General features: G+C 60.8%; 23 protein-coding genes and 1 tRNA gene. 7 read left to right on the top strand and 17 right to left on the bottom strand.

Annotated features, from left to right (window positions below; all coding sequences use genetic code 11):
* Positions 1-5: 5 nt before the first annotated feature.
* Positions 6-2063 (bottom strand): methyl-accepting chemotaxis protein, encoded by a 2058-nt coding sequence (locus IF199_RS25320; RefSeq protein ID WP_192558983.1) that lies wholly within the window; start codon positions 2061-2063, stop codon positions 6-8.
* Positions 2064-2396: 333 nt separating this feature from the next.
* Here IF199_RS25320 and IF199_RS25315 point away from each other — a divergent pair, with 333 nt between their 5' ends.
* Positions 2397-3614 carry an MFS transporter gene (locus IF199_RS25315; protein ID WP_192558982.1) on the top strand — a complete coding sequence of 406 codons (1218 nt, stop codon included), beginning with the start codon at positions 2397-2399 and terminating at the stop codon, positions 3612-3614.
* Between the two features lie 63 nt (positions 3615-3677).
* Here the strand turns inward: IF199_RS25315 and ychF are convergent, their stop codons facing one another.
* The 8 genes from ychF to IF199_RS25275 all read right to left on the bottom strand — a co-directional run bounded on the left by ychF (position 3678) and on the right by IF199_RS25275 (position 10598).
* Positions 3678-4778: a redox-regulated ATPase YchF gene (gene ychF / locus IF199_RS25310; RefSeq protein WP_096822727.1), complete on the bottom strand. Its 1101-nt coding sequence runs from the start codon at positions 4776-4778 to the stop codon at positions 3678-3680.
* Between the two features lie 22 nt (positions 4779-4800).
* Complete coding sequence (gene pth / locus IF199_RS25305; protein ID WP_007951726.1) at positions 4801-5385, bottom strand: aminoacyl-tRNA hydrolase; 585 nt, start codon at positions 5383-5385, stop codon at positions 4801-4803.
* 171 nt (positions 5386-5556) lie between these two features.
* On the bottom strand, positions 5557-6156 hold the full coding sequence (locus IF199_RS25300) for a 50S ribosomal protein L25/general stress protein Ctc (protein ID WP_096822729.1): 600 nt from the start codon (positions 6154-6156) through the stop codon (positions 5557-5559).
* Between the two features lie 141 nt (positions 6157-6297).
* Positions 6298-7239, bottom strand: a complete 942-nt coding sequence (locus IF199_RS25295; protein ID WP_003171603.1) for a ribose-phosphate pyrophosphokinase — start codon at positions 7237-7239, stop codon at positions 6298-6300.
* Between the two features lie 47 nt (positions 7240-7286).
* Positions 7287-7361 (bottom strand) — tRNA-Gln (locus tag IF199_RS25290).
* Positions 7362-7398: 37 nt separating this feature from the next.
* The gene (gene ispE / locus IF199_RS25285; protein ID WP_096822731.1) at positions 7399-8250 is read right to left on the bottom strand and encodes a 4-(cytidine 5'-diphospho)-2-C-methyl-D-erythritol kinase; all 852 of its coding nucleotides are present in this window, start codon (positions 8248-8250) and stop codon (positions 7399-7401) included.
* A 2-nt stretch (positions 8251-8252) separates the two neighbouring features.
* A complete protein-coding gene (lolB, locus tag IF199_RS25280; protein WP_096822732.1) occupies positions 8253-8870 on the bottom strand; it encodes a lipoprotein insertase outer membrane protein LolB in 618 nt (205 codons plus the stop codon).
* Between the two features lie 3 nt (positions 8871-8873).
* Positions 8874-10598 carry a tetratricopeptide repeat protein gene (locus IF199_RS25275; protein WP_192558981.1) on the bottom strand — a complete coding sequence of 575 codons (1725 nt, stop codon included), beginning with the start codon at positions 10596-10598 and terminating at the stop codon, positions 8874-8876.
* Between the two features lie 182 nt (positions 10599-10780).
* Here IF199_RS25275 and hemA point away from each other — a divergent pair, with 182 nt between their 5' ends.
* The 6 genes from hemA (at position 10781) to IF199_RS25245 (ending at position 16138) form a co-directional block, all read left to right on the top strand.
* Positions 10781-12067, top strand: a complete 1287-nt coding sequence (gene hemA / locus IF199_RS25270) for a glutamyl-tRNA reductase (protein WP_007951716.1) — start codon at positions 10781-10783, stop codon at positions 12065-12067.
* Positions 12064-13146, top strand: coding sequence for a peptide chain release factor 1 (gene prfA / locus IF199_RS25265; RefSeq protein WP_096822736.1), 1083 nt, complete (start codon positions 12064-12066; stop codon positions 13144-13146). Before hemA ends, prfA begins: the two co-directional genes overlap by 4 nt.
* A complete protein-coding gene (gene prmC / locus IF199_RS25260) occupies positions 13147-13977 on the top strand; it encodes a peptide chain release factor N(5)-glutamine methyltransferase (RefSeq protein ID WP_192558980.1) in 831 nt (276 codons plus the stop codon).
* Positions 13971-14726, top strand: coding sequence for a molybdopterin-synthase adenylyltransferase MoeB (locus IF199_RS25255; RefSeq protein ID WP_192558979.1), 756 nt, complete (start codon positions 13971-13973; stop codon positions 14724-14726). Before prmC ends, IF199_RS25255 begins: the two co-directional genes overlap by 7 nt.
* Positions 14719-15510 (top strand): glutamate racemase, encoded by a 792-nt coding sequence (gene murI / locus IF199_RS25250; protein ID WP_096822741.1) that lies wholly within the window; start codon positions 14719-14721, stop codon positions 15508-15510. Before IF199_RS25255 ends, murI begins: the two co-directional genes overlap by 8 nt.
* A gap of 109 nt (positions 15511-15619) precedes the next feature.
* Positions 15620-16138 carry an acyloxyacyl hydrolase gene (locus tag IF199_RS25245; RefSeq protein WP_102621220.1) on the top strand — a complete coding sequence of 173 codons (519 nt, stop codon included), beginning with the start codon at positions 15620-15622 and terminating at the stop codon, positions 16136-16138.
* 40 nt (positions 16139-16178) lie between these two features.
* On the opposite strand, the gene IF199_RS25240 is transcribed toward IF199_RS25245, so the two are convergent.
* From IF199_RS25240 to phrB, 8 genes are read right to left on the bottom strand one after another with little or no spacing between them, the layout of a single operon-like run.
* A complete protein-coding gene (locus tag IF199_RS25240; RefSeq protein ID WP_192558978.1) occupies positions 16179-16484 on the bottom strand; it encodes a YkgJ family cysteine cluster protein in 306 nt (101 codons plus the stop codon).
* 53 nt (positions 16485-16537) lie between these two features.
* The gene (locus IF199_RS25235; protein ID WP_102621221.1) at positions 16538-17029 is read right to left on the bottom strand and encodes a DUF2878 domain-containing protein; all 492 of its coding nucleotides are present in this window, start codon (positions 17027-17029) and stop codon (positions 16538-16540) included.
* On the bottom strand, positions 17022-18293 hold the full coding sequence (locus IF199_RS25230; RefSeq protein WP_192558977.1) for an SAM-dependent methyltransferase: 1272 nt from the start codon (positions 18291-18293) through the stop codon (positions 17022-17024). Before IF199_RS25230 ends, IF199_RS25235 begins: the two co-directional genes overlap by 8 nt.
* A complete protein-coding gene (locus tag IF199_RS25225; protein ID WP_192558976.1) occupies positions 18280-19095 on the bottom strand; it encodes a DUF1365 domain-containing protein in 816 nt (271 codons plus the stop codon). Before IF199_RS25225 ends, IF199_RS25230 begins: the two co-directional genes overlap by 14 nt.
* On the bottom strand, positions 19092-20339 hold the full coding sequence (locus tag IF199_RS25220; RefSeq protein WP_192558975.1) for an NAD(P)/FAD-dependent oxidoreductase: 1248 nt from the start codon (positions 20337-20339) through the stop codon (positions 19092-19094). The genes IF199_RS25225 and IF199_RS25220 overlap by 4 nt, the downstream gene beginning before the upstream one ends.
* Positions 20336-21118, bottom strand: coding sequence for an SDR family NAD(P)-dependent oxidoreductase (locus tag IF199_RS25215; RefSeq protein ID WP_192558974.1), 783 nt, complete (start codon positions 21116-21118; stop codon positions 20336-20338). The genes IF199_RS25220 and IF199_RS25215 overlap by 4 nt, the downstream gene beginning before the upstream one ends.
* Positions 21115-21537: a nuclear transport factor 2 family protein gene (locus IF199_RS25210; RefSeq protein WP_096822755.1), complete on the bottom strand. Its 423-nt coding sequence runs from the start codon at positions 21535-21537 to the stop codon at positions 21115-21117. The genes IF199_RS25215 and IF199_RS25210 overlap by 4 nt, the downstream gene beginning before the upstream one ends.
* Positions 21530-22975, bottom strand: coding sequence for a deoxyribodipyrimidine photo-lyase (gene phrB / locus IF199_RS25205; RefSeq protein ID WP_192561006.1), 1446 nt, complete (start codon positions 22973-22975; stop codon positions 21530-21532). The genes IF199_RS25210 and phrB overlap by 8 nt, the downstream gene beginning before the upstream one ends.
* Between the last annotated feature and the right edge of the window lie 17 nt (positions 22976-22992).

The following is a 22992-nucleotide window of genomic DNA, read 5'->3' as shown; positions in this document are numbered from 1 at the left end:
GGCTTTCATCGCAGCTGAAATCTGCCGGTATTCGCACTCAAGGCGTGGCTGCCCTGACTCAAGGTGTCCGCCGCGAGGTTCACGGCCCGCGCGCCTTCGAGCAGACGAACCGCCGCTTGATCGACCTGCTGGATATTGCCGCTGACTTCATCGGCGGTGCTCGCCTGTTCCTCGACCGCCGTGGCGATTTGCGCGAGGGTGTCGGTGACGCTCTGCACGGCGCTGGCGATTTCTCCCAGGCGTTCGCCCAGCCCGGTGACGGCTTCGGCATCCGATTGCGCCTGGCCGCACGCGGCTTCCATCAGGCTTACCGCTTCATTCACCGTCGCACGCAAGCTGTCGACGGTGCCGGCGATCTGCGCGGTGGACGATTGCGTGCGTTGCGAGAGGCTGCGCACCTCGTCGGCAACCACAGCAAAACCGCGACCCTGTTCACCGGCACGAGCGGCCTCGATGGCGGCGTTGAGCGCCAGCAGGTTGGTTTGCTCGGCGACGCCGCGAATGGTATCGACCACCAATTGAATCTGTTGGCCTTGCTCGCTGACGCGGCCTAGCGCTGCAGCAGTCTCATTCAGGCGCTGGTTGAGTTGTTGAATGCTCGCCGTGGTGCGCTGGCTGTCGCGGCTGCTGTCGGCGGCGATGCGGCGGGTGTGTTGGGCGCTGCCGGAGGCCTGTTCACAACTCTGCGCGACGCCCTGGGAGGTCGCCGCCAATTGCGTGGCTGCGGCGGCGATCTGGCTGATCTGCAATTGCTGCGCTTCGACTTCGCTGAGAGCGCCACTGGAGTGATCGTTGAGGCTGCGCACTGCGTTGCTCAGTTGCGAGGTCTCGTGATCGACGCCCAGCAGGCTGTTGCGCAATTGCACCACGGCCACGTTGAGCGCGGTGCTGATCGACGCCAGTTCATCTCGGCCCACGACCGGCACTTGCAGGCTCAGATTGCCGTCGCGCAAGGCTTCGGCGAGCACCGTAATGCCGCTGGCGCTGCGACGGATCGAGGCTTGCAGGCAGACGAACAGATAGAGTGCTGCCAGCAGCAGACAACCGAAGACCGTCGCCACAACGATGAACTGACGAATCGCCGAGCCGTGGTAGTCGTCCAGGCGCTGATCCAGCGATACCAGCGATTGTTGGCGCAGCGTGGCGAGGTTACCGAGCAGGGCATCGAGGCTGCGCTCGAAGTCTTCCGGTTTGAGATTGATACTGCCGCCGAAGACGCCGTCATCCAACACTTTCAACCCGGCATCCAGCTGCTTGAGGCTATCGTGGTATTGCCCGGTCCAGCCTTGCAGGGCCGGCGGGAGACGCGCTTCGAGCAGGCCAGCAGTTTTTACAAGCTGCTCGCGAGCATCGCCGATACGACTGCGCAGGTCACGCAGTTGCAGGCGGCTTTGCAGGGTGAACTGCCCGGACACCACAGACGCCTGGCCAACGGCTGCCAGTCGGCCGACCCGTTCGATCAGGTCCGGTGCATGTTGAGTGGAAATCTGTGTCAGCAGATAGGTTTCCAGCCATGGCGCGAGGATCAGGCGATTGTCCATCGCGATTTGTTCGCGCAACGCTTGCAGGGCACTGAGGGCGTTGGTGAAGCGATCGTAACCGTCCGGCCACCAGCCGACGCCGGCCAGGCTCTTGGAGTCCAGACCACCGAGTGCGGTTTGCAGGGCCTGATAGCGAGCCAATGTTTCACCTTCCGCGCCTTCGGCTTTCAACGCATTACCCAGATCCAGTGTGGCTTGGGCGACGGCAGGTTGCACGCCATCGAATGCGGCCATCGCGGCGAGAGTCGCGGGCGTCGGTTGGCGGTTGGTTTCCGTGGCACGCCAGCGGGCGGCGCGGTCGCGCTGGGCGGCGAGCAGGTTGTCGAGCGCATCGAGGGCGAGCAACTGCCGCACACCGGCACGTTCGCCGGAAATCAGGTTGAGCTTGTCGCGATAGTCCTGGCCGATCATCAACAGGCTACCGGCCAACGGCAGAATGAACAGCAGAAACAACAACTGGAATTTACGCGCGAAGCCAAACCGCCCCAGCAATTTGATCCCCGGTGATAAGAAAGCCTGCATGCCCCATGACTCCTCTGGACACCACGCACCATTGGCGTGCATCGCGTTCGTTGCGAGCGCGATCAGTGCCCTGCTAAAAGGCTTCGAAAGTCCACTCTCGTCCGCTCTGTAGGCAGACTCTGTAGCAAAACTTCCCATTCTCGATCCCCTTTGTAAGGGGGCCGCGTTCAAGCGGAGAAGCAAGGCAAGAATCAGACCATGGCTTTGCGCTATCACTTGCGCGGCGATGAATGAATAGTTCGTTAGCTGGCTAAGGGGATGGCGCTGGCGCACCGAAAAATGGCACATTGACGCACCTGCCCGTGTGCACCCATCTGCTGTACGGAAACTCCCATGGCTATCAGCAACGTTCAGACCGCCGCTGCGTCGGCGTCCGCTCCTCCACAAAGCAGTCCTCTGGTGATGCGCATCATCGGCGCGGTGGCGCTGGCGCATTTGATCAACGACCTGATCCAGTCAGTGCTGCCATCGATCTATCCGATGCTCAAGGCCAACTATGGCTTGACCTTCACCCAGGTCGGCCTGATCACCCTGACGTTCCAATTGACCGCTTCGCTGCTGCAACCGTGGGTCGGTTACCACACTGACCGGCACCCGAAACCGTGGCTGTTGCCGGCCGGTTCCGTGTGCACGCTGATCGGCATTGTGATGATGTCAATGGTCGGCAGTTTCCCGCTGATTCTGCTGGCGGCGGCGCTGATCGGCATCGGTTCGTCAACCTTCCACCCCGAAGCTTCTCGTATCGCGCGTCTGGCGTCGGGCGGGCGCTTCGGTCTGGCGCAATCGACCTTCCAGGTCGGTGGTAACGCCGGTTCGGCATTCGGGCCGTTGCTGGCGGCGGCAATCATCATTCCCTTTGGGCAGGGCAATGTGGCGTGGTTCGGGCTGTTCGCCGTGTTTGCGCTGTTCGTGCTGTACCGCATCAGCCGTTGGTACGCCCATCACCTGAACCTGTTCAAGCTCAAGGCTGGCCAAGCCGCCACTCATGGACTGTCGAAGGGCAGGGTGACCAGCGCGCTGGTGGTGCTCGGGCTGCTGGTGTTCTCCAAGTATTTCTACATGGCCAGTCTGACCAGTTACTTCACGTTCTACCTGATCGAAAAGTTCGACCTGTCGGTGGCCAGTTCCCAGTTGCACCTGTTCCTGTTCCTCGGCGCGGTGGCGGCGGGCACGTTCTTCGGCGGGCCGATCGGCGACAAGATCGGGCGCAAGGCGGTGATCTGGTTCTCGATCCTTGGCGTTGCGCCATTCACGCTGCTCATGCCGCATGTCGACCTGTTTTGGACCACTGTTCTGAGCGTGGTGATCGGCTTTATCCTGGCTTCGGCGTTCTCGGCGATTGTGGTGTACGCGCAGGAACTGGTGCCGGGCAACGTCGGAATGATTGCCGGCGTGTTCTTCGGGTTGATGTTCGGCTTTGGTGGGATTGGTGCGGCGTTGCTCGGGCATCTCGCGGACATTCACGGCATCGAGTACGTGTACTTCCTGTGCTCGTTCCTGCCGTTGTTTGGGGTGCTGGCGATCTTCCTGCCAAGAACCAAAAAGGCCTGACGGGCTGAATTTCAGGCACAAAAAAGCCGCGTATGAAACGCGGCTTTTTCTTGGGTGCAGCTTTTACACGTTGAAGCGGAAGTGCATCACGTCGCCGTCTTTGACGATGTAATCCTTGCCTTCCAGGCGCCATTTACCGGCTTCCTTGGTGCCCGCTTCGCCCTTGTACTGGATGAAGTCGTTGTAGGCGATCACTTCGGCGCGGATGAAGCCTTTCTCGAAGTCGGTGTGGATCACGCCAGCAGCTTGTGGTGCGGTGGCACCGACGCGGACGGTCCAGGCGCGGACTTCTTCGACACCGGCGGTGAAGTAGGTCTGCAGGTGCAGCATTTCGTAGCCGGCGCGGATCACACGGTTCAGACCAGGCTCTTCCAGGCCCAGGGCCTCGAGGAACATGTCTTTCTCTTCACCGTCGTCCAGCTCGGCGATTTCCGCTTCGATCTTGTTGCAGACCGGAACGACCATGGCGCCTTCTTCTTCGGCGATGGCCTTGACCACGTCCAGGTGCGGGTTGTTCTCGAAACCGTCTTCAGCGACGTTGGCGATGTACATGACCGGCTTGGTGGTCAGCAGGTGGAAGCCTTTGATCACCGCTTTCTCATCGGCGCTCATGTTCTTCATCAGGCTGCGCGCAGGCTTGGCTTCTGTGAAGTGAGCGATCAGTTGCTCCAGCAGGGCTTTCTGAACGACCGCGTCCTTGTCACCGCCCTTGGCATTGCGCGCGACTTTCTGCAGTTGCTTCTCGCAGCTGTCGAGGTCGGCGAAGATCAGTTCCAGATCGATGATTTCGATGTCGCGTTTCGGGTCGACGCTGTTGGAAACGTGGATCACGTTTTCGTCTTCGAAGCAGCGCACCACGTGAGCGATCGCGTCGGTTTCGCGGATGTTGGCCAGGAACTTGTTGCCCAGGCCTTCACCTTTCGAGGCGCCGGCTACCAGGCCTGCGATGTCGACGAATTCCATGGTGGTCGGCAGGATGCGCTTCGGATTGACGATGGCCGCCAGGGCGTCCAGACGCGGATCCGGCATCGGCACGATGCCGCTGTTCGGCTCGATGGTGCAGAAGGGGAAGTTCTCGGCCGCGATCCCGGATTTGGTCAGGGCGTTGAACAGGGTGGACTTGCCGACGTTAGGCAGGCCGACGATGCCGCAATTGAATCCCATGGTGTTTCCCCTCGGATAAGAGTCAGGCCTTCTGGCTGTGCAGGTTTTTCATCGCACGGTTCCATTCACCGGCGAGGATATCCGGCAGCACGCCGAGGGCAAAGTCGATGCTGGCATCGAGTTTTTCCTGTTCGGCGCGTGGCGCACGACCCAGGACGAAATTTGAAACCATACTGGCGACGCCCGGGTGGCCGATGCCAAGCCGCAGGCGGTGGAACGTATTCTGATTGCCCAATTGCGCAATGATGTCGCGCAATCCGTTGTGACCGCCATGACCGCCACCAACCTTGAGTTTGGCGACGCCCGGAGGCAGATCGAGTTCGTCGTGCGCCACCAGGATTTCTTCAGGCTTGATGCGGAAGAAACCGGCGAGTGCCGCCACGGCCTGGCCGCTGCGGTTCATGTAGGTGGTGGGAATCAGCAGACGAACATCCTGACCCTGATGCGAAAACCGCCCGGTCAGGCCGAAATACTTGCGATCGGCCACGAGATTCACATTCTGTGCGTGGGCGATGCGCTCAACAAAAAGGGCCCCTGCGTTATGCCGGGTCTGTTCGTATTCAGCGCCTGGATTTCCCAGGCCAACGATCAGTTTGATGGCAGTCACGATAGGGGCCCTTCCTTGGAGTGGTGGATAACATCGCCGCGATCAGGGAAGGCGGCGAAAGTGGACGAAAAATGCTCATTTACCATGGATGTAAACTCCGCGTTCTCGCCCGCTTTCTCGCTACGTTCCAGTCCGCGATGTTACCTGCTCACTCCGGCTTCACAGAGTGAATTACTCTGCTGCGCCTTCGGCAGCTTCTGGAGCAACACGTGGAGCGTGGACGTTGGCAACAGCCAGGTCGTTACCGTGAGCCAGAGCAACGAACTCAACGCCTTTAGGGGCTTTGATGTTCGACAGGTGAATGATCGAACCGATTTCAGCGTCAGCCAGGTCGACTTCGATGAACTCAGGCAGATCTTTCGGCAGGCAGGAAACTTCGATCTCGGCAACAACGTGCGAGATTTCGCCGCCTTTCTTCACTGGAGCAGCTTCGTTGATGAAGTGCACAGGAACGATAGCGGTCAGTTTCTGGCCAGCTACAACGCGTACGAAGTCAGCGTGCATCACGTGGCCTTTGGCCGGGTGACGTTGCAGAGCTTTGATGATCACGTTTTGCTTGGTGCCGCCAACGTTCAGCTCGATGATGTGGCTGTAAGCCGCTTCGTTTTCGAGCAGTTTGGCAACTTCTTTGGCCAGCATGCTGATGGATTCAGGGGCTTTGTCGCCACCGTAAACAACAGCTGGAACCAGGGCGGCGAGACGACGCAGGCGGCGGCTCGCACCTTTCCCCAGGTCGGAACGCGCTTCAGCATTCAGAGTAAAATCGTTCATTTTGTATCTCCAAAATAGCCATGACCGAGTGGCGTTTGCGACCAGCGCCGAACACGGTATGGGCAAAAAAGCCCCGCCCCGGCAGGAATGCCGGGGCGGGGCGCTTTTCGTCAACGAGACATTTCGAGAAGGGCAGGGCCCTTAACGGAACATCGCGCTGATCGATTCTTCATTGCTGATGCGGCGAACCGCTTCGGCAACAACCGGTGCGATATCCAGTTGACGGATACGTGCACAGGCTTGTGCTGCAGCGGACAGCGGGATGGTGTTAGTGACCACCAGCTCGTCCAGCACGGAATTTTCGATATTCTCGATGGCCCGACCCGACAGCACAGGGTGTGTGCAGTAGGCAAAGACCTTGGCTGCGCCATGCTCTTTCAGGGCCTTGGCCGCGTGGCACAGAGTGCCGGCGGTATCGACCATGTCATCGACCAGAATGCAGGTACGCCCTTCGACATCACCGATGATATGCATCACTTCAGAGTGATTGGCTTTCTCACGGCGTTTGTCGATGATCCCGAGATCCACGCCCAGGGACTTGGCAACGGCACGTGCTCGCACGACGCCACCAATGTCCGGGGACACGATCATCAGGTTCTCGAAGCGCTGATCTTCGATGTCATCCACCAGAACCGGGGAGCCGTAGATGTTATCTACCGGAATATCGAAGAAACCCTGAATCTGGTCAGCATGCAGATCAACCGTGAGAACACGGTCGATGCCGACTACGGTAAGCATGTCAGCGACGACTTTCGCGCTGATAGCCACACGTGCGGAACGCGGACGGCGATCCTGACGGGCATAACCAAAATAAGGAATAACAGCAGTGATACGAGTAGCCGAGGAGCGGCGGAAGGCGTCAGCCATCACTACCAGTTCCATCAGGTTATCGTTGGTCGGAGCGCAAGTCGGCTGAATAATGAAAACGTCTTTACCGCGAACGTTTTCATTGATCTCGGCTGTAATTTCGCCGTCGGAGAATTTACCGACAGAGATGTCACCGAGAGGGATATGCAGCTGACGTACAACACGCCGAGCCAGATCGGGGTTAGCGTTCCCCGTAAAGACCATCATCTTGGACACGCGCAGTACCTGAAGGCTGAGGGTATACCTGGATGAGTATAGGAAAATGGCAGGGGCGGCTGGATTCGAACCAACGCATGGCAGGATCAAAACCTGCTGCCTTACCGCTTGGCGACGCCCCTGTATCTGTTGCTTGCAAGTGCCGGGCACTTGGTTCCTTTAGAGCAGACTTTGCAGCTTGCGATGCAACATCGAAACGTTGCTTCCTTTCGCTACAAACCCTGTAAGGGTCTCTGTCAGAAGGGCCGAGACTTTATCAGCTTCAGCTTTGCTTGGGAAGCCCCCAAACACACAACTTCCAGTTCCGGTGAGTTTTGCTTCGGTAAAATTACCTAACAAATTCAATGCGTTACGTACTTCTGGATAACGCCTTGCTACCACCGGCAAGCAGTCATTTCGACTGTTTCCCTCGGGAACGGGGCGCACTTTAATGGGCGGCGTGTTACGTGTCAACAACGGATCTGAAAAAATTTCTGCCGTACTAACAGATACTTGCGGAACGAGCACGACATACCACGGTTCGACGGGCTCGACAGGGGTCAGTTTCTCGCCGACACCTTCGGCGAAAGCCGCGTGCCCGCGCACGAAAACCGGGACGTCGGCACCCAGGCTCAGGCCCAGTGTTGCCAGCCGATCTTCATCCCAGCCCAACTGCCATAGATGATTGAGGCCGAGCAGGGTGGTCGCCGCATTCGAGCTGCCGCCACCGATGCCACCGCCCATCGGCAGGATCTTGTCGATCCAGATATCGATGCCGAGGGCGCAACCGGATTGTTCCTGAAGTTTTTTCGCCGCCCGTACGATCAGGTTGCTGTCGTGGGGCACGCCGTCGAATTCGGTGTGCAGGCGAATCACGCCATCGTCGCGCACGGCGAAGGTGATTTCGTCGCCGTAGTCGAGGAACTGAAAAATCGTCTGCAACTCGTGATAGCCGTCTTCACGGCGACCGAGAATGTGCAGCATCAGATTGAGTTTGGCCGGAGAAGGCAGCGTCAGGCGTGGAGCGGTCATGCTTATTGCCCCAATTTACGCGGTTGCCAGGTCTTGATGACCAGCGTCACGTCCAGATCGGTGCCGTGCAATTTGATCCGCTCGGGCAACCAGTAACCATTCTGTTCGGCATAACCCAGGTATTCGACCTGCCAGCCGTCCTGCTCCAGATTGGCCAGGCGACTGTCGCCATCGAGGGTCAGGCGGCTCTTGCTGGCCGGAGCCGGCAGGCCGCGAACCCACCAGGCCAGGTTCGATACCGGCAATTTCCAGCCGAGCTGTTCTTCCAGCAGGACTTCCGGGGACTGCGCGTCATAGCGGCCCTGGTTGGCGACTTCCAGCGAGACTTTGCCCGGGCGACCGGTCAACCGCGCAGCGCCGCGACCCAGCGGGCCGGACAGGCGGATGTCGTAATAATCCTGGCGCTGCAGCCAGAACAGCGTGCCGCTGCCCGAGTCTTTCGGGGCGCGGATACCGATCTTGCCGTCGATCTGCCAGCCATCGAGGCCGGTCAGTTGCTGTTTGTTAGCGGCCCATTGTGCCGGGCTGCCATGGCCCTCGACCGATTCGCGAGCGCCAAAACCCGCGCAACCGGCGAGCAGGGCGATGAAGCTGAAAACAATAACGTGGCGCAAAAACATGAGTTAAAGAGTCTCGGATCCGGTCAGGCGCTTGATGGTGCTGCGCAGAATGGTGCTGTCGGGCTGATCCTTGAGGAACTTGCCCCAGATTTGTTTCGCTTCGCGCTGATTGCCCTTGGTCCACAGGACTTCGCCAAGGTGAGCGGCGACTTCGTGATCGGGGAAGCGCTCGAGGGCCTGGCGCAGGTACTTCTCGGCGTCATCCAGGTTGCCCATGCGGAAATTCACCCAGCCGAGGCTGTCGAGTACCGCCGGGTCTTCCGGATTGATCTGGTGGGCCTGTTCGATCAGCGCCTTGGCTTCGGCGTAGCGGGTGGTGCGGTCGGACAGGGTGTAGCCGAGGGCGTTGAGGGCCATGGCATTGTCCGGATCGCGCTTGATGATCAGGCGCAGGTCTTTTTCCATCTGTGCCAGGTCGTTGCGTTTTTCCGCCTGCATTGCCCGGGTGTAGAGCAGATTCAGATCATCCGGGTATTGCAGCAACGCCTGTTGCAGGGTTTTCCAGGCCTTGTCGCCCTGATTGTTGGCGGACAGGGTCTCGGCCTCGATCAGGTACAACTGGATCGCGTAATCCGGCTGCGCATCACGTTCGGCGGCCAGCTTGCTCTGGGCTTCGGCGGTCTTGCCGTTGTTCATCAGAATATCGGCCTGACGCAGCTGTGCCGGCAGATAGTCGTTACCCGGTCCGACCTGGGCGTACTCGATCAGCGCGCCTTGCGGGTCGTTGCGTTCTTCGGCAATGCGGCCCAGGTTCAGGTGTGCGGAATCGACATGGCTTTCGCGGGCGATCAGGTCTTCCAGGTAACCCTTGGCCTCGTCCCAGGCCTTGGCTTCCAGGCAGACCAGTGCCAGCGAGTAACGCAGTTCGTCGTCTTCCGGGTATTGCTGGACCAGGGTCGAGAACTCGACCTTGGCGTCGTCCATCCGGTCCTGTTCCACCAGCATCCGCGCGTAAGTCAGGCGCAGGCGCTTGTCGTCCGGGTACTTCTTGATGTTTTTCTGCAGCAGCGGCAGGGCCTCGTCGCCACGGTTCAGCCCTTGCAACAGGCGGGCGCGCAGCAGGATCGGGGCGATTTCGCCGTCATCTGGCGGATTGTCTTCGAGCAGGGTCAGCGCACCTTTGGTGTCGCCATCCTGCTGCATCAGCAAGGCCTTGCCGAAAATCAGCTGATTGTTGTGCGGGTGACGCTGCAACAGACGGTCGAAGCTCTTCATCAAACCGTTGCGGGTTTCCTGATCGGTGTCGGCGGCCGACAGCGCGAGGAAGTCGAAATGGGTGTCGCCCTTGCCCTGCAGGACTTTCTCCATATAGACCATCGAGTCGTCATAGCGCCCGGCGCGAGCCAGTTGCACGGCGGCGGCGCGTTGCGCTTCGAGGTCATCCGGGGCATTTTTCGCCCAGATCAGCGCGGTATCCAGCGCCGGTTGATCCGCGCCCAGGTACTCGGCAATGCGGAACGCCCGCTCGGAAACACCCGGATCCTGGGTGTTGATGGCCTGGGTCACGTAGTTGTCCAGGGCAATGTCGAAGCGATTGCGCTGGCCGGCGAGTTCGGCACTCAGCAGGCTGAACACCGTTTCTTCGCTGAACGAGCTGTAAACCTTGGGCTTTTCAGGGGCTGGCGTGGTGTCTTCGACCGATGAGGTGCCATCGTGCGAAACGGGGGCCAAGGCCTGGCAGCCGCTGAGGAAGACAAAAGCAAGGAGCAACGCGGAAGATCTATTCATATAGGAAGAGGACGACTAACCTGCGGTCGGATCATCATGACACAAGCCTTCGGCCAAACATAACCGAGTCTCGATTGTGGCCATTATAGGGGCGGACAATTGGGACAATAGTCAGCGGTAGTTGTTCTGAATCTGACGAAGTAGGACAATTGCCGGCTTCACGTCACCATCAGCGACCTTGAATGGCCTTCCTTGCACTCGGTATCAACCACAAGACTGCTTCAGTAGACGTCCGCGAGCGCGTGGCCTTTACCCCTGAGCAGCTGGTGGAGGCCTTGCAGCAGCTCTGCCGACTCACCGACAGCCGCGAAGCTGCGATCCTTTCCACCTGCAATCGCAGTGAACTGTATATAGAACAGGATCAGCTTTCGGCCGATATCGTGCTGCGCTGGCTGGCCGACTATCACCATTTAAGCCTCGATGAGCTGCGCGCGAGTGCTTATGTGCACGAAGATGATGCGGCAGTTCGTCACATGATGCGGGTCGCCTCCGGGCTCGATTCGCTGGTGCTGGGCGAACCGCAGATCCTCGGCCAGATGAAATCGGCCTACGCCGTGGCCCGCGAGGCCGGCACGATCGGGCCGTTGTTGGGCCGGTTGTTTCAGGCAACGTTCAATGCTGCCAAGCAAGTGCGCACCGACACCGCCATCGGTGAAAACCCGGTGTCCGTGGCGTTTGCCGCCGTCAGCCTGGCCAAACAGATTTTCAGCGACTTGCAACGCAGCCAGGCCCTGCTGATCGGCGCCGGCGAGACCATCACCCTGGTCGCCCGCCATCTGCATGAGCTGGGGGTCAAGCGTATTGTGGTGGCCAACCGCACACTGGAGCGCGCCAGCCTGCTGGCCGAACAGTTCGGCGCCCACGCGGTGCTGCTCTCGGACATCCCGGCCGAACTGGTGCGCAGCGACATCGTCATCAGTTCCACCGCCAGTCAGTTGCCGATCCTTGGCAAGGGCGCGGTGGAAAGTGCGCTGAAGCTGCGCAAGCACAAACCGATCTTCATGGTCGACATCGCCGTTCCCCGTGACATCGAGCCAGAAGTCGGCGAACTCGACGACGTTTACCTCTATAGCGTCGACGATCTGCACGAAGTGGTCGCCGAAAACCTCAAGAGCCGCCAGGGCGCAGCGCAAGCGGCCGAAGAGATGGTTTCGGTCGGTGCCGACGATTTCATGGTGCGCCTGCGTGAACTGGCGGCGGTCGATGTGCTCAAGGCCTATCGTCAACAGAGCGAACGCCTGCGCGACGAAGAGCTGCAAAAGGCCCTGCGCCTGCTGGCCAACGGTGGCAACGCCGAAGACGTGCTGGGCCAGTTGGCCCGTGGCCTGACCAATAAACTCCTGCACGCCCCGAGCGTACAGTTGAAAAAGCTTTCTGCCGAAGGCCGCCTCGATGCGCTGGCCATGGCCCAGGAACTCTTTGCCCTCGAGGGCTCACCGGATAGCTTTTCGGATAAAAAACCGCAATGAAAGCGTCACTGCTCAATAAGCTGGATATCCTCCAGGACCGTTTCGAGGAACTGACGGCGCTGCTTGGCGACGCCGAAGTCATTTCCGACCAGACCAAATTCCGCGCCTATTCCAAGGAATACGCCGAAGTCGAGCCGGTCGTCGAAGCCTATAAACAGCTGCTCAAAGCCCAGGCCGACCTGGAAGGCGCCCAGGCGCTGCTCAAGGACGGCGACCCGGACATGCGTGAAATGGCCGTGGAAGAAGTCCGCGAAACCAAAGAGCAACTCATCGAACTGGAAGCCACCTTGCAGCGCATGCTGCTGCCTAAGGACCCGAACGACGGGCGCAACGTGTTCCTCGAAATCCGCGCCGGCACCGGTGGTGACGAGGCGGCGATCTTCTCTGGCGACCTGTTCCGCATGTATTCGCGTTACGCCGAGCGGCGTGGCTGGCGGGTGGAAATCCTCTCGGAGAACGAGGGGGAGCACGGCGGCTATAAGGAAGTCATCGCCCGGGTTGAAGGCGACAACGTCTACGGCAAGCTGAAGTTCGAGTCCGGTGCCCACCGCGTGCAGCGTGTGCCGGCCACCGAATCCCAGGGCCGGATCCACACCTCGGCCTGCACCGTGGCTGTGTTGCCGGAGCCGGACGAGCAGGAAGCGATCGAGATCAACCCGGCGGATTTGCGCGTCGACACCTACCGTTCCTCCGGGGCCGGTGGTCAGCACGTCAACAAGACCGACTCGGCGATCCGTATCACCCACTTGCCGACCGGCATCGTGGTCGAGTGCCAGGAAGAACGTTCCCAGCACAAGAACCGTGCACGGGCGATGGCCTGGCTGTCGGCCAAGCTCAACGACCAGCAGACCGCAGCGGCGGCCAACGCCATCGCCAGTGAGCGTAAATTGCTGGTGGGTTCCGGTGACCGCTCCGAACGCATCCGCACCTACAACTTTGCCCAGGGCCGGGTCACTGACCATCGCGTCAACCTGACCCTGTATTCCCTCGACGAAATCCTCGCCGGTGGCGTCGAAGCGGTGATCGAGCCGTTGCTGGCCGAATACCAGGCCGACCAACTTGCAGCGATAGGTGAATAAATGACCATCATCGCCAGCCTGTTGCGCGCCGCCGAACTGCCGGACTCGCCCACCGCGCGCCTGGACGCCGAACTGCTCCTTGCCGCGGCGCTGGGCAAGTCGCGCAGTTTTCTTCACACCTGGCCCGAGCGCATCGTGCCGAGCGAAGCCGTGTTGGTCTTCGCCGAATATCTGCAGCGTCGTCGCAGCGGTGAACCGGTGGCCTACATTCTCGGCCAGCAGGGTTTCTGGAAGCTCGATCTGGAAGTCGCGCCGCACACGTTGATCCCGCGTCCGGACACCGAATTGCTGGTGGAGGCCGCACTGGAATTGCTCCCGGCGACCCCGGCCAAAGTGCTCGACCTCGGCACCGGCAGCGGCGCAATTGCGCTCGCTCTGGCCAGCGAGCGCCCGGCGTGGAACGTCACCGCTGTGGATCGTGTGCTGGAAGCCGTGGCCCTGGCCGAACGCAACCGTCAGCGCCTGCACCTGAACAACGCCACGGTGCTGAGCAGTCACTGGTTCAGTGCCCTCGAAGGCAAGCGTTTCGAGCTGATCATCAGCAACCCGCCGTATATCCGCGTGGCCGATCCGCATCTTGCCGAAGGCGATGTGCGTTTCGAACCGGAAAGCGCGCTGGTGGCCGGCGTCGACGGGCTCGACGATATACGCCTGATCATTGCCCAGGCGCCGGCACATCTGGAGGCCGGTGGCTGGCTGATGCTCGAACACGGCTATGATCAAGCCGAAGTCGTACGCGATCTGCTGTTGACGCAAGGTTTAGAAGAAGTCCACAGCCGCACCGATCTGGGCGGCCATCAACGGATCAGCCTGGGGCGCCTGCCGTGCTGAATGATCAGGAATTGTTGCGCTACAGTCGGCAGATCCTGCTGCAACACATCGACATCGATGGCCAGTTGAAGCTTAAGGACAGCCGTGTCCTGATCGTTGGCCTCGGCGGTCTCGGCGCACCGGTGGCCTTGTACCTGGCGGCGGCGGGCGTCGGCGAGCTACATCTGGCGGATTTCGACACGGTCGACCTGACCAACCTGCAACGCCAGATTATCCACGACACCGACAGCGTCGGCATGACCAAGGTCGACTCGGCGCTCAAGCGCCTGAGCGCGATCAACCCTGAAATCAAATTGGTGCCCCATCGTCAGGCACTGGACGAGGACTCCCTCGCTGCTGCCGTGCTTGCGGTGGATCTGGTGCTCGACTGTTCGGACAATTTCTCCACTCGCGAAGCAGTCAACGCTGCGTGTGTGGCTGCGCGCAAACCGCTGGTCAGCGGCGCGGCGATCCGCCTCGAAGGGCAGCTCTCGGTGTTCGACCCGCGTCGTGCCGAAAGTCCGTGCTACCACTGCCTGTACGGTCACGGCAGCGAAGCCGAACTGACCTGCAGCGAGGCCGGCGTGGTCGGTCCTCTGGTTGGCCTGGTCGGCAGCCTGCAAGCGCTGGAAGCGTTGAAGTTGCTGGCAGGATTCGGCGAGCCACTGGTGGGTCGCCTGCTGTTGATCGATGCACTGGGCTCGCGCTTCCGTGAACTGCGGGTCAAGCGTGACCCGGGGTGCAGTGTCTGTGGTTCGCACCATGCGTGAGGCGCCGATCGCCGTATTCGACTCCGGCGTCGGCGGCCTGTCGGTGCTGGCGGAAATCCAACAGTTGCTGCCCAATGAATCGCTGCTCTACCTCGGCGATTGCGGCCACATTCCTTATGGCGAGAAAACCCCGGAGTTCATTCGCGAGCGTTGCAGCGTGATGGCCGGTTTTTTCCGCGAGCAGGGCGCCAAGGCGCTGGTGATCGCTTGCAACACCGCGACCGTGGCCGGCGTCGCTGACCTGCGGCGTGACTTCCCCGACTGGCCGATTGTCGGCATGGAGCCGGCAGTCAAACCGGCTGCTGCCGCCACTCGCAGCGGAGTAGTCGGCGTACTCGCCACCACCGGCACCTTGCAGAGCGCGAAATTCGCGGCCTTGCTCGATCGTTTTGCCACCGATATTCGGGTCATTACCCAACCTTGCCCGGGACTGGTGGAGCGTATCGAAAACGGCGACCTGCACAGCGAAGCGCTGCGTCAGTTGCTTCAGCACTACGTCGAACCGCTGCTGGGCGCAGGCTGCGACACGATCATTCTCGGCTGCACCCACTATCCGTTTCTCAAGCCGATGCTCAAGACGATGCTCCCCGACGACATCAGCCTGATCGACACCGGCGCCGCCGTGGCCCGGCAACTTCAGCGTCTGCTGGCCGAGCGCGAATTGCTCGCCGAGGGCCCGAACCGCCCCGCGAAATTCTGGACCAGTGCCGATCCGCAATCCCTGAAAAACATCCTGCCATTGCTGGGACAATTGCCCGGCGATGTGCAAAGCTTCGGTTTGTAAAAAAGTTGCGTCATAACTGAAAAATCAGCTGAACTTCTGTTCAAACGCCGATTTCTATAGCGTCAAGCAAACTAAAAACCATACGACCGTTCGGAAAAGGATGTTTCAAGTGAAGCGACTATTCTGCTTGGCCGCGATTGCGGCCGCACTGATGGGGCAAAGTTTTACCGCGCAAGCCGCGGGTGTGGAATTCGGGGTTGGGGCCACCAGCGATTCAACGATGACGTATCGCCTGGGGATGAATTTCGACTGGGACAAGAGCTGGCTGCAAAGCGATGTCGGTCGCCTGACCGGTTACTGGAGTGGCGCCTACACCTACTGGGAAGGCGACAAGGGCTCCAGCAACAACAGCCTGTCGTTCTCGCCGGTGTTTGTTTACGAGTTTTCCGGCGAGTCGATCAAGCCGTACGTCGAGGCCGGCATCGGCGCTGCGGTGTTTTCCAACACCGAATACGAAGGCAACAAGATCGGCCAGGCCTTCCAGTTCGAAGACCGTTTCGGTTTCGGTTTGCGCTTCCATGGCGGGCACGAGGTGGGGATTCGCGCGACTCACTATTCCAACGCCGGCATGTCGAGCAACAACGACGGGGTAGAAAGCTACTCGTTGCATTACACGATGCCGTTGTAACACCCATGAAAAAGGAGCGCCCGGCGCTCCTTTTTTGTCTTCAGCGATACGCCGTGGCAATCCCCTGGCGTTCTTCGATGCACTCCGGCGAGCCCATTTCGAATTCGCGGCAGATCAGCGGGCGTTTTTCGTAGATCGTGCACATCATCGTGTCGCGATCCAGTGCCGCGCACCAGCCGTCGTCCAGGCGCAACATCACTTCACCACCCCAATCGTCGGTATCGATATAGCGCTCGGGCACGCCGGTGTCGGTGATCAGCATCACTTCGAGCTGACAGCAGCAGGCCGCGCAGGTCGAACAGGTGACTGCAGGCTCGTCGATTGGCTGGAGGGGAATGGTTTTCATGGGCGCCAGTGTACGGCAGTGCCCGGTATGCGTGTGAAAGCTCTGACAGACGATCAGTCTTCCAGACGCCCGGACAGTTGGTGCAACAACGGAAACAGCAGCGCCCACAACAGACCGATGCCGATCAAGGTCGGTAACTCGCCGTAGGGAAATTGCACTCCGGCCAGTCGTCCACCGGCGCAATACGACAACGCACCACCGACGGCTCCGAGCAGAGCCGCCAGCCACCAGGGCCGGGCGCTCCATTGCAGGCAATGGCGTAACGTCGTGGCGAGCAGCGCCCACAGCAACATCAGCCACAGCGGAATCAGCGGCGACAGATCCTTGAACTCGAACACCCCGAGGCCGCGCAAGCCACTGTCCACGGCCGTACCCAGAATCACCACGCTGAGAATCAGTCGACCCTCCGCCGCCCAACTGCTGATCCAGCGCAGATGAATCACCAGCACCGCCAGCGCCACCAGCAACCACAGGCTGTTGCCGCCGAGCACGCAGGCCAGCCAGCCGACCTGGAACAGAACGGCGTTGGCGATCCGCTCAAGCATCGAAGCGCCCGAGCAACGGTGCCGGCATGGCCGCCGGTTTGGCCAACAGCAATTGCGCGGTGCCGATGGTGCGTTCGAGGAAGCCGCCCTCGCAGTAGCACAGATAAAACTCCCACAGCCGCAGGAAATAATCGTCGTAGCCCAATTCGCTCAGACGGCCGTGGGCATGGCGAAAGTTCTCATGCCACAGGCGCAGGGTCCGGGCGTAGTGCAGGCCGAAATCTTCCATGTGCAGCAGGTTCATGTCGGTGTCGCGGCTGACGATTTCGAGCATCTTCTGCACACAGGGCAGGGCGCCGCCGGGGAAGATGTAACGCTGGATGAAATCCACGCCGCGTTTCGCCTGCTCGTAACGCTGGTCCCGAATGGTGATTGCTTGCAGCAGCATCAGGCCGTTGCTCTTGAGCAGGTGCGCGCATTGCTTGAAGTAGGTCGGCAGGAAGCGATGGCCGACCGCTTCGATCATCTCGATCGATACCAGTTTGTCGTACTGGCCGGTGAGGTCGCGGTAGTCCTTGAGCAGCAGTGTCACTCGATCCTGCAAGCCGAGGCTTTCGATGCGCCGGGCCGTGAACGCGTATTGCTCTTTGGACAGCGTGGTCGTGGTGACTTTGCAGCCATAGTGCTGCGCGGCGTACAGCGCCATGCTGCCCCAGCCGGTGCCGATTTCCAGCAGGTGGTCGCCGGGTTCGAGCGCGAGTTTCTGGCAGATCCGCTCCAGTTTGTTCAACTGCGCCTGTTCCAGGCTGTCGTCGGGACGCAGGAACTGCGCCGCCGAGTACATCATGGTCGGGTCGAGAAACTGCTCGAACAGATCGTTGCCGAGGTCGTAGTGCGCGGCGATGTTTTTCTGCGAGCCCTTGCGTGTGTTGCGGTTAAGCCAGTGCAGCCCGCGCACCAGCGGCCGGCCGATTTTCGCCAGTCCGCCCTCCATGCCATCGAGCACCTCAAGGTTGCTGACGAAGACCCGCACTACCGCCGTCAGGTCCGGCGAACTCCAGTAACCATGAATGAAGGCTTCACCCGCACCGATCGAACCGTTGCCCGCGACCATGCCCCACGCCGCCGCATCAAGGACATGAATCTCGCCCAGCAACGCACTGCCCGGCGTGCCGAAGACCTGGCGTTCGCCGTCCTCGATCACCACCAGTTGCCCATGCTTGAGCTGTGCGAGCTGACGAAGAACTCCACGGCGCAGCAGCGAACCGGTGATGCCGTACGTACTGAACGGGATGGCTCTGGCCGAAACGCTAGAGGATTTCATGGCGGTGCTCCTCGGGAGACGCAGTGGCGGTTCGAAAGCTGTCGTCGGCCGTCCGATGGGGAAACAGCGGGGTGCGCTTGAGCAGCAATCGCAGGGCCTGCCAATAGATCGCGAGGGCGGTCTTGGCGGTCATCCAGGGAAAGCGCCACAGATGCCGGTGCAGGTTGCGTCGATCAAGAGGTTCGCGTTTCAGGTTGAGCGTGGCGTCGAACAGTTTTTGCTCGCCCTGCCAGTCGGCCATGTGCACGCCCAGGGTTTGCGCGGCGGGGCTGAAACTCATGCGGTATTCCAGATCCGGCGGCAGGAAAGGCGAAACGTGAAACGCCTTGGCCACGGCGAAATGCTGGTGGAAGTCGCGTACGTTGGTCGGCGCTTGAGCCGGGAGCACATAGTGATAGCGCTCACGCCACGGCGTGTTGCTGACTTCGCAGAGAATCGCCGCCAGTTGCCCGTCGGCCTCGTGGCAGTAAAAGAAACTCACCGGGTTGAATGCCAGGCCCCAACTGCGCGGCTGGGTCAACAGGCAGATCGAACCCTGCGGCTCGTGACCGAGGGCCTCACCGACCAGCAGGCGCACGGCATCGATCAGCCGCACACCACGACCGGTGAAGGTCTTGAGGTAGTCGGTCTCGCGAAATGAGAACGGGGCAAACCGGTTCGCGCCCGCCAAGGGCGACAGGTTCAGCACGGCGTCCTGTTCAGTCAGGTCGAGATAGATCAGCCCGATCCGGTAGCGGAATTCATGACGGCGCGGAGCGAATCGCCGATGGGCGATCCAGCCGCTGTAGAGCGCGCTGTTCACAGGCTTTCTCCGAACGCGGCGGCCACGCGTAAAGCGCTGACCACGCCGTCCTCATGAAAACCGTTGGCCCAATAGGCGCCGCAATAATGGGTGTGTTGTGCTCCGTCGAGTTCGGCCCAGCGCTGTTGTGCCGCCACCGCTGCGAGGCTGAATTGCGGATGGGCATAGGTGAAACGGGCAAGCACTTTGGACGGGCTGATGCCGGCGCTCTGGTTGAGGCTGACGCAGAACGTGGCGTCGCTCTGGATGCCTTGCAGGATATTCATGTCGTAAGTGACGGCCGCCTGGGTATGGCCGGCCCCGCCGAGGCGATAGTTCCAGCTGGCCCAGGCCCGTTTGCGCGTCGGCAACAGGCGGGTGTCGGTGTGCAGCACCACTTCGTTGTCGGCGTAGGGCAGGGCACCGAGAATCTCCCGCTCGGCACTGCCGGGATTGGCCAGCAGACGCAATGCCTGATCGCTGTGGCAGGCCAGCACGACTTTGTCGAAGTGTTCGATGTCGGCGGGGCTGTGGATAACCACGCCGTGTTCGTTGCGATCGATCCGGTTTACCGGACAGTTCACGCGGATCCGTTCTTTGAAAGACTCGGTCAGCGGCGCGATGTAAGCACTCGAGCCGCCCTCGATCACTCGCCATTGCGGACGATTGCTGACCGACAACAAACCGTGGTTCTCGAAGAACCGCACGAAGAACTGCAACGGAAAATTCAGCATCTGGGCCATGGGCATCGACCAGATCGCCGCGCCCATCGGCACGATGTAATGCAGGATGAAGCGCTCGCCGTAGCCGCCGGCCTTGAGGTAATCGTCCAGCGTGGTGTCAGTGGTTATCCGCTGTTCGGCGAGGTCGCGCCGGGCTTCCTTATTGAAACGCAGGATGTCACGCAGCATGCCCCAGAACCCTGGCGACAACAGATTGCTGCGTTGGGCGAACAGGCTGTCGAGGTTGTTGCCGTTGTATTCCAGGCCGGTGTCGGGGTCGGTCACCGAAAAGCTCATCTCGGTGGCCTTGGCGGTTACGCCCAACTGGCCGAGCAAGCGAATGAAGTTCGGGTACGTCCAGTCGTTGAACACGATGAACCCGGTGTCCACTGCGTAATCACGCCCATCCACCGTCACTTTTACTGTGTGCGTATGGCCGCCGACCCGGTCGCCGGCCTCGAACACCGTCACGTCATGTCGGCGATTGAGCAGGTAGGCGCAGGTCAGGCCTGCGATCCCGCTGCCGACAATGGCGATGTTCACGTCAGATCCCTGAGCGGCGGGCTGCGCCGCACCATGCGTTTGCCAATCGCCAGTTGTACCCGCGCCGGCATTTTCGACAATGGCCAGAGCGCAGCCATGAACAGCGCCGGAAAGGCTATCTCCAGAGGCCGCTCCTTGAGTCTGCCGAAGATGTGACTCGCCGCTTTTTCCGCAGGCCAGCTCAATGGCATCGGGAAATCGTTTTTGGCGGTCAATGGTGTTTCGACAAAGCCCGGGCTGATGACCGTGACTTCAATGCCTTCGTCCGCCAGATCGATGCGCAACGACTCGAACAGATACCGCAACCCGGCCTTCGACGCGCCGTAAGCCTCGGCCCGAGGCAATGGCACGTAAGTGACGGAACTGGCCATGCCTACCAGATGCGGCGCGGTTCCCTTGCGCAGCAAGGGCAGGGCGGCTTCGATGCAGTAGCTGCTGGCGAGCAGGTTGGTGCGCACCACGTGCTCGATGATCGAGGCGTCGAACTGCTGGGCATCGACGTACTCGCAGGTGCCGGCGTTGAGAATCACGCTGTCCAACGCCCCCCAGTCCATCGCGATCTGTTCACCGATTTCCCGCACGGTCTGGCTGTTGGTCAAATCCCCCGGCAGCACCAGCACTTGGCCCGGATAGCGTTGCGACAGCACTTTGAGTGGTGTGACCTGACGGGAACTGACCGCCAGGTGTGCACCGGTTTTCAGAATCTCTTCCGCCAGCGCTGCGCCGATGCCACTGCTGGCGCCGGTCAGCCAATAACGGCGTGGAGTTGAACGACTCATCCCAGTCTCCTTTTCAGCCAGGCAATCACCCGGCCCAATACAGGTAGATGTTCATAAAGCAGCGCCCCGGCATCGAAGTAATCCCGGTGGCGATAAACCTTGTCGCGCCAGAGCAGGTGCGAGCAGCCCGTGACGCGAATCAATCGTCCGCCCGCCAGACGCGGGTGGCGGTAACTCATGACCCAGCGCAGGTAACCTTCGCAGTCGCCGATCTGGTCGAAACCGTGGAAGTCGAACCGCAGCTCACTGACATTCGCGTACAACTCGCTGAAGTAGCTGCGCAATTGCGTCAGCCCCTGCACCTCGTGCAAGGGATCGGTGAAATGAATGTCCTCGCTGTAGAGCGCGTCCAGGCTGTGCAGGTTGTCTTTGTTCAACTGCGCAAACTGGCGGGCGAAACGGCGCAGAAATTCACTCATGCCCGCCTCCGGCCGCCTGGCGTGACGGCAGGTTCTTGAACGCGCTCAGTGCCCGCTCCCGCGAGGTGCTCAGGTTGACGATCGGCGGTGGATAGTCCGCCACCCTGAACAGCCCGCCAGCGCTCGCCGGGTTGTGCACTTCCTTCTTGTTCAGTCCGGCCAGTTCAGGCAGCCAGTGTTTGATGAACAGGCCTTCGCTGTCGAATTTTTCCGACTGGCTGACCGGGTTGAAAATCCGGAAGTACGGCGCTGCATCGGTGCCGGTTGAAGCGCTCCACTGCCAGCCGCCGTTGTTCGCCGCCAGATCGCCGTCGATCAGGTGGCGCATGAAAAAACGCTCGCCTTCACGCCAGTCGATCAGCAGGTTCTTGGTCAGGAACATCGCCACCACCATCCGCAGGCGATTGTGCATCCAGCCGGTTTCGAGCAATTGGCGCATGGCCGCGTCGATGATCGGCAGGCCGGTGCGTGCCTGCTGCCAGGCCGCCAGTTCCTGCGGCGCATCGCGCCAGGCCAGGGCTTCGGTTTCCGGGCGGAACGCGCGATGGCGGGAGACCCGTGGGTAACCCACCAGAATGTGTTTGTAGAACTCGCGCCACAGCAGCTCGTTGATCCAGGTGACGGCGCCGACCTTGCCGCTTTCGAATTCGCCCTGATTGGTTTGCAGCGCGGCATGCAGGCACTGGCGCGGCGAGATCACACCCGCCGCGAGATAGGCCGAGAGCTGGCTGGTGCCAGGCTTGGCCGGGAAGTCGCGTTCGCTCTTGTAATAGTCGATCTGCACGTCGGCGAAGGTGTCGAGGCGTCGTTGGGCCTCGGTTTCGCCGGCGGGCCACAGGTTGCGCAGGGCCTGGCCGGGTGTCGGGAAACCCTCGATGGACTCGGGCAGCGGATCGCTGTCGATATTCAGCGGGACCTGCGCCGACGGCGCCTTTATCAGCGCCGGCATCGAGCGATGCAAACGTTCATAGCAGACTTTGCGGAACTGGCTGAACACCTGAAAGTAGGTGTCGGTCTTGGTCAACACGCTGCCGGGTTGGAACAGCAACTGATCAAGGTGGCTATGAAACGTGATGCTTTCGGCTTGCAAGGCTCGTGCAACCGCTGCATCGCGGCGGCTTTCATGAATGCCATATTCCTCGTTGGCGTGAACGGCCTCGACCTTCAATTGCCGGCACAGCTCAAGCAGCACCGCTGGCGCCTGATCCCAGCGCGGGGCGCTGCGGATCAACAACGGGATGTTCAGTGCTGCGAGGCTTTTGCTCAGCTCCCGCAGGTTGCGCAGCCAGAAATCGATCTTGCACGGGGCGTCGTCATGTTCCTGCCATTGCTCGGGGCTCAACAGGTACACGGCCACGGTCGGGCCACGCTCGGCGGCGGCCGTCAGGGCGGTGTTGTCATGTTGGCGCAGGTCGCTGCGCAGCCAGATCAATTGCATGGTGTTCTCGACAGTCT

The organism is Pseudomonas allokribbensis (assembly GCF_014863605.1).
Lineage (GTDB): Bacteria > Pseudomonadota > Gammaproteobacteria > Pseudomonadales > Pseudomonadaceae > Aquipseudomonas > Aquipseudomonas allokribbensis.
This window is presented reverse-complemented; position numbering and strand designations above follow the sequence as displayed.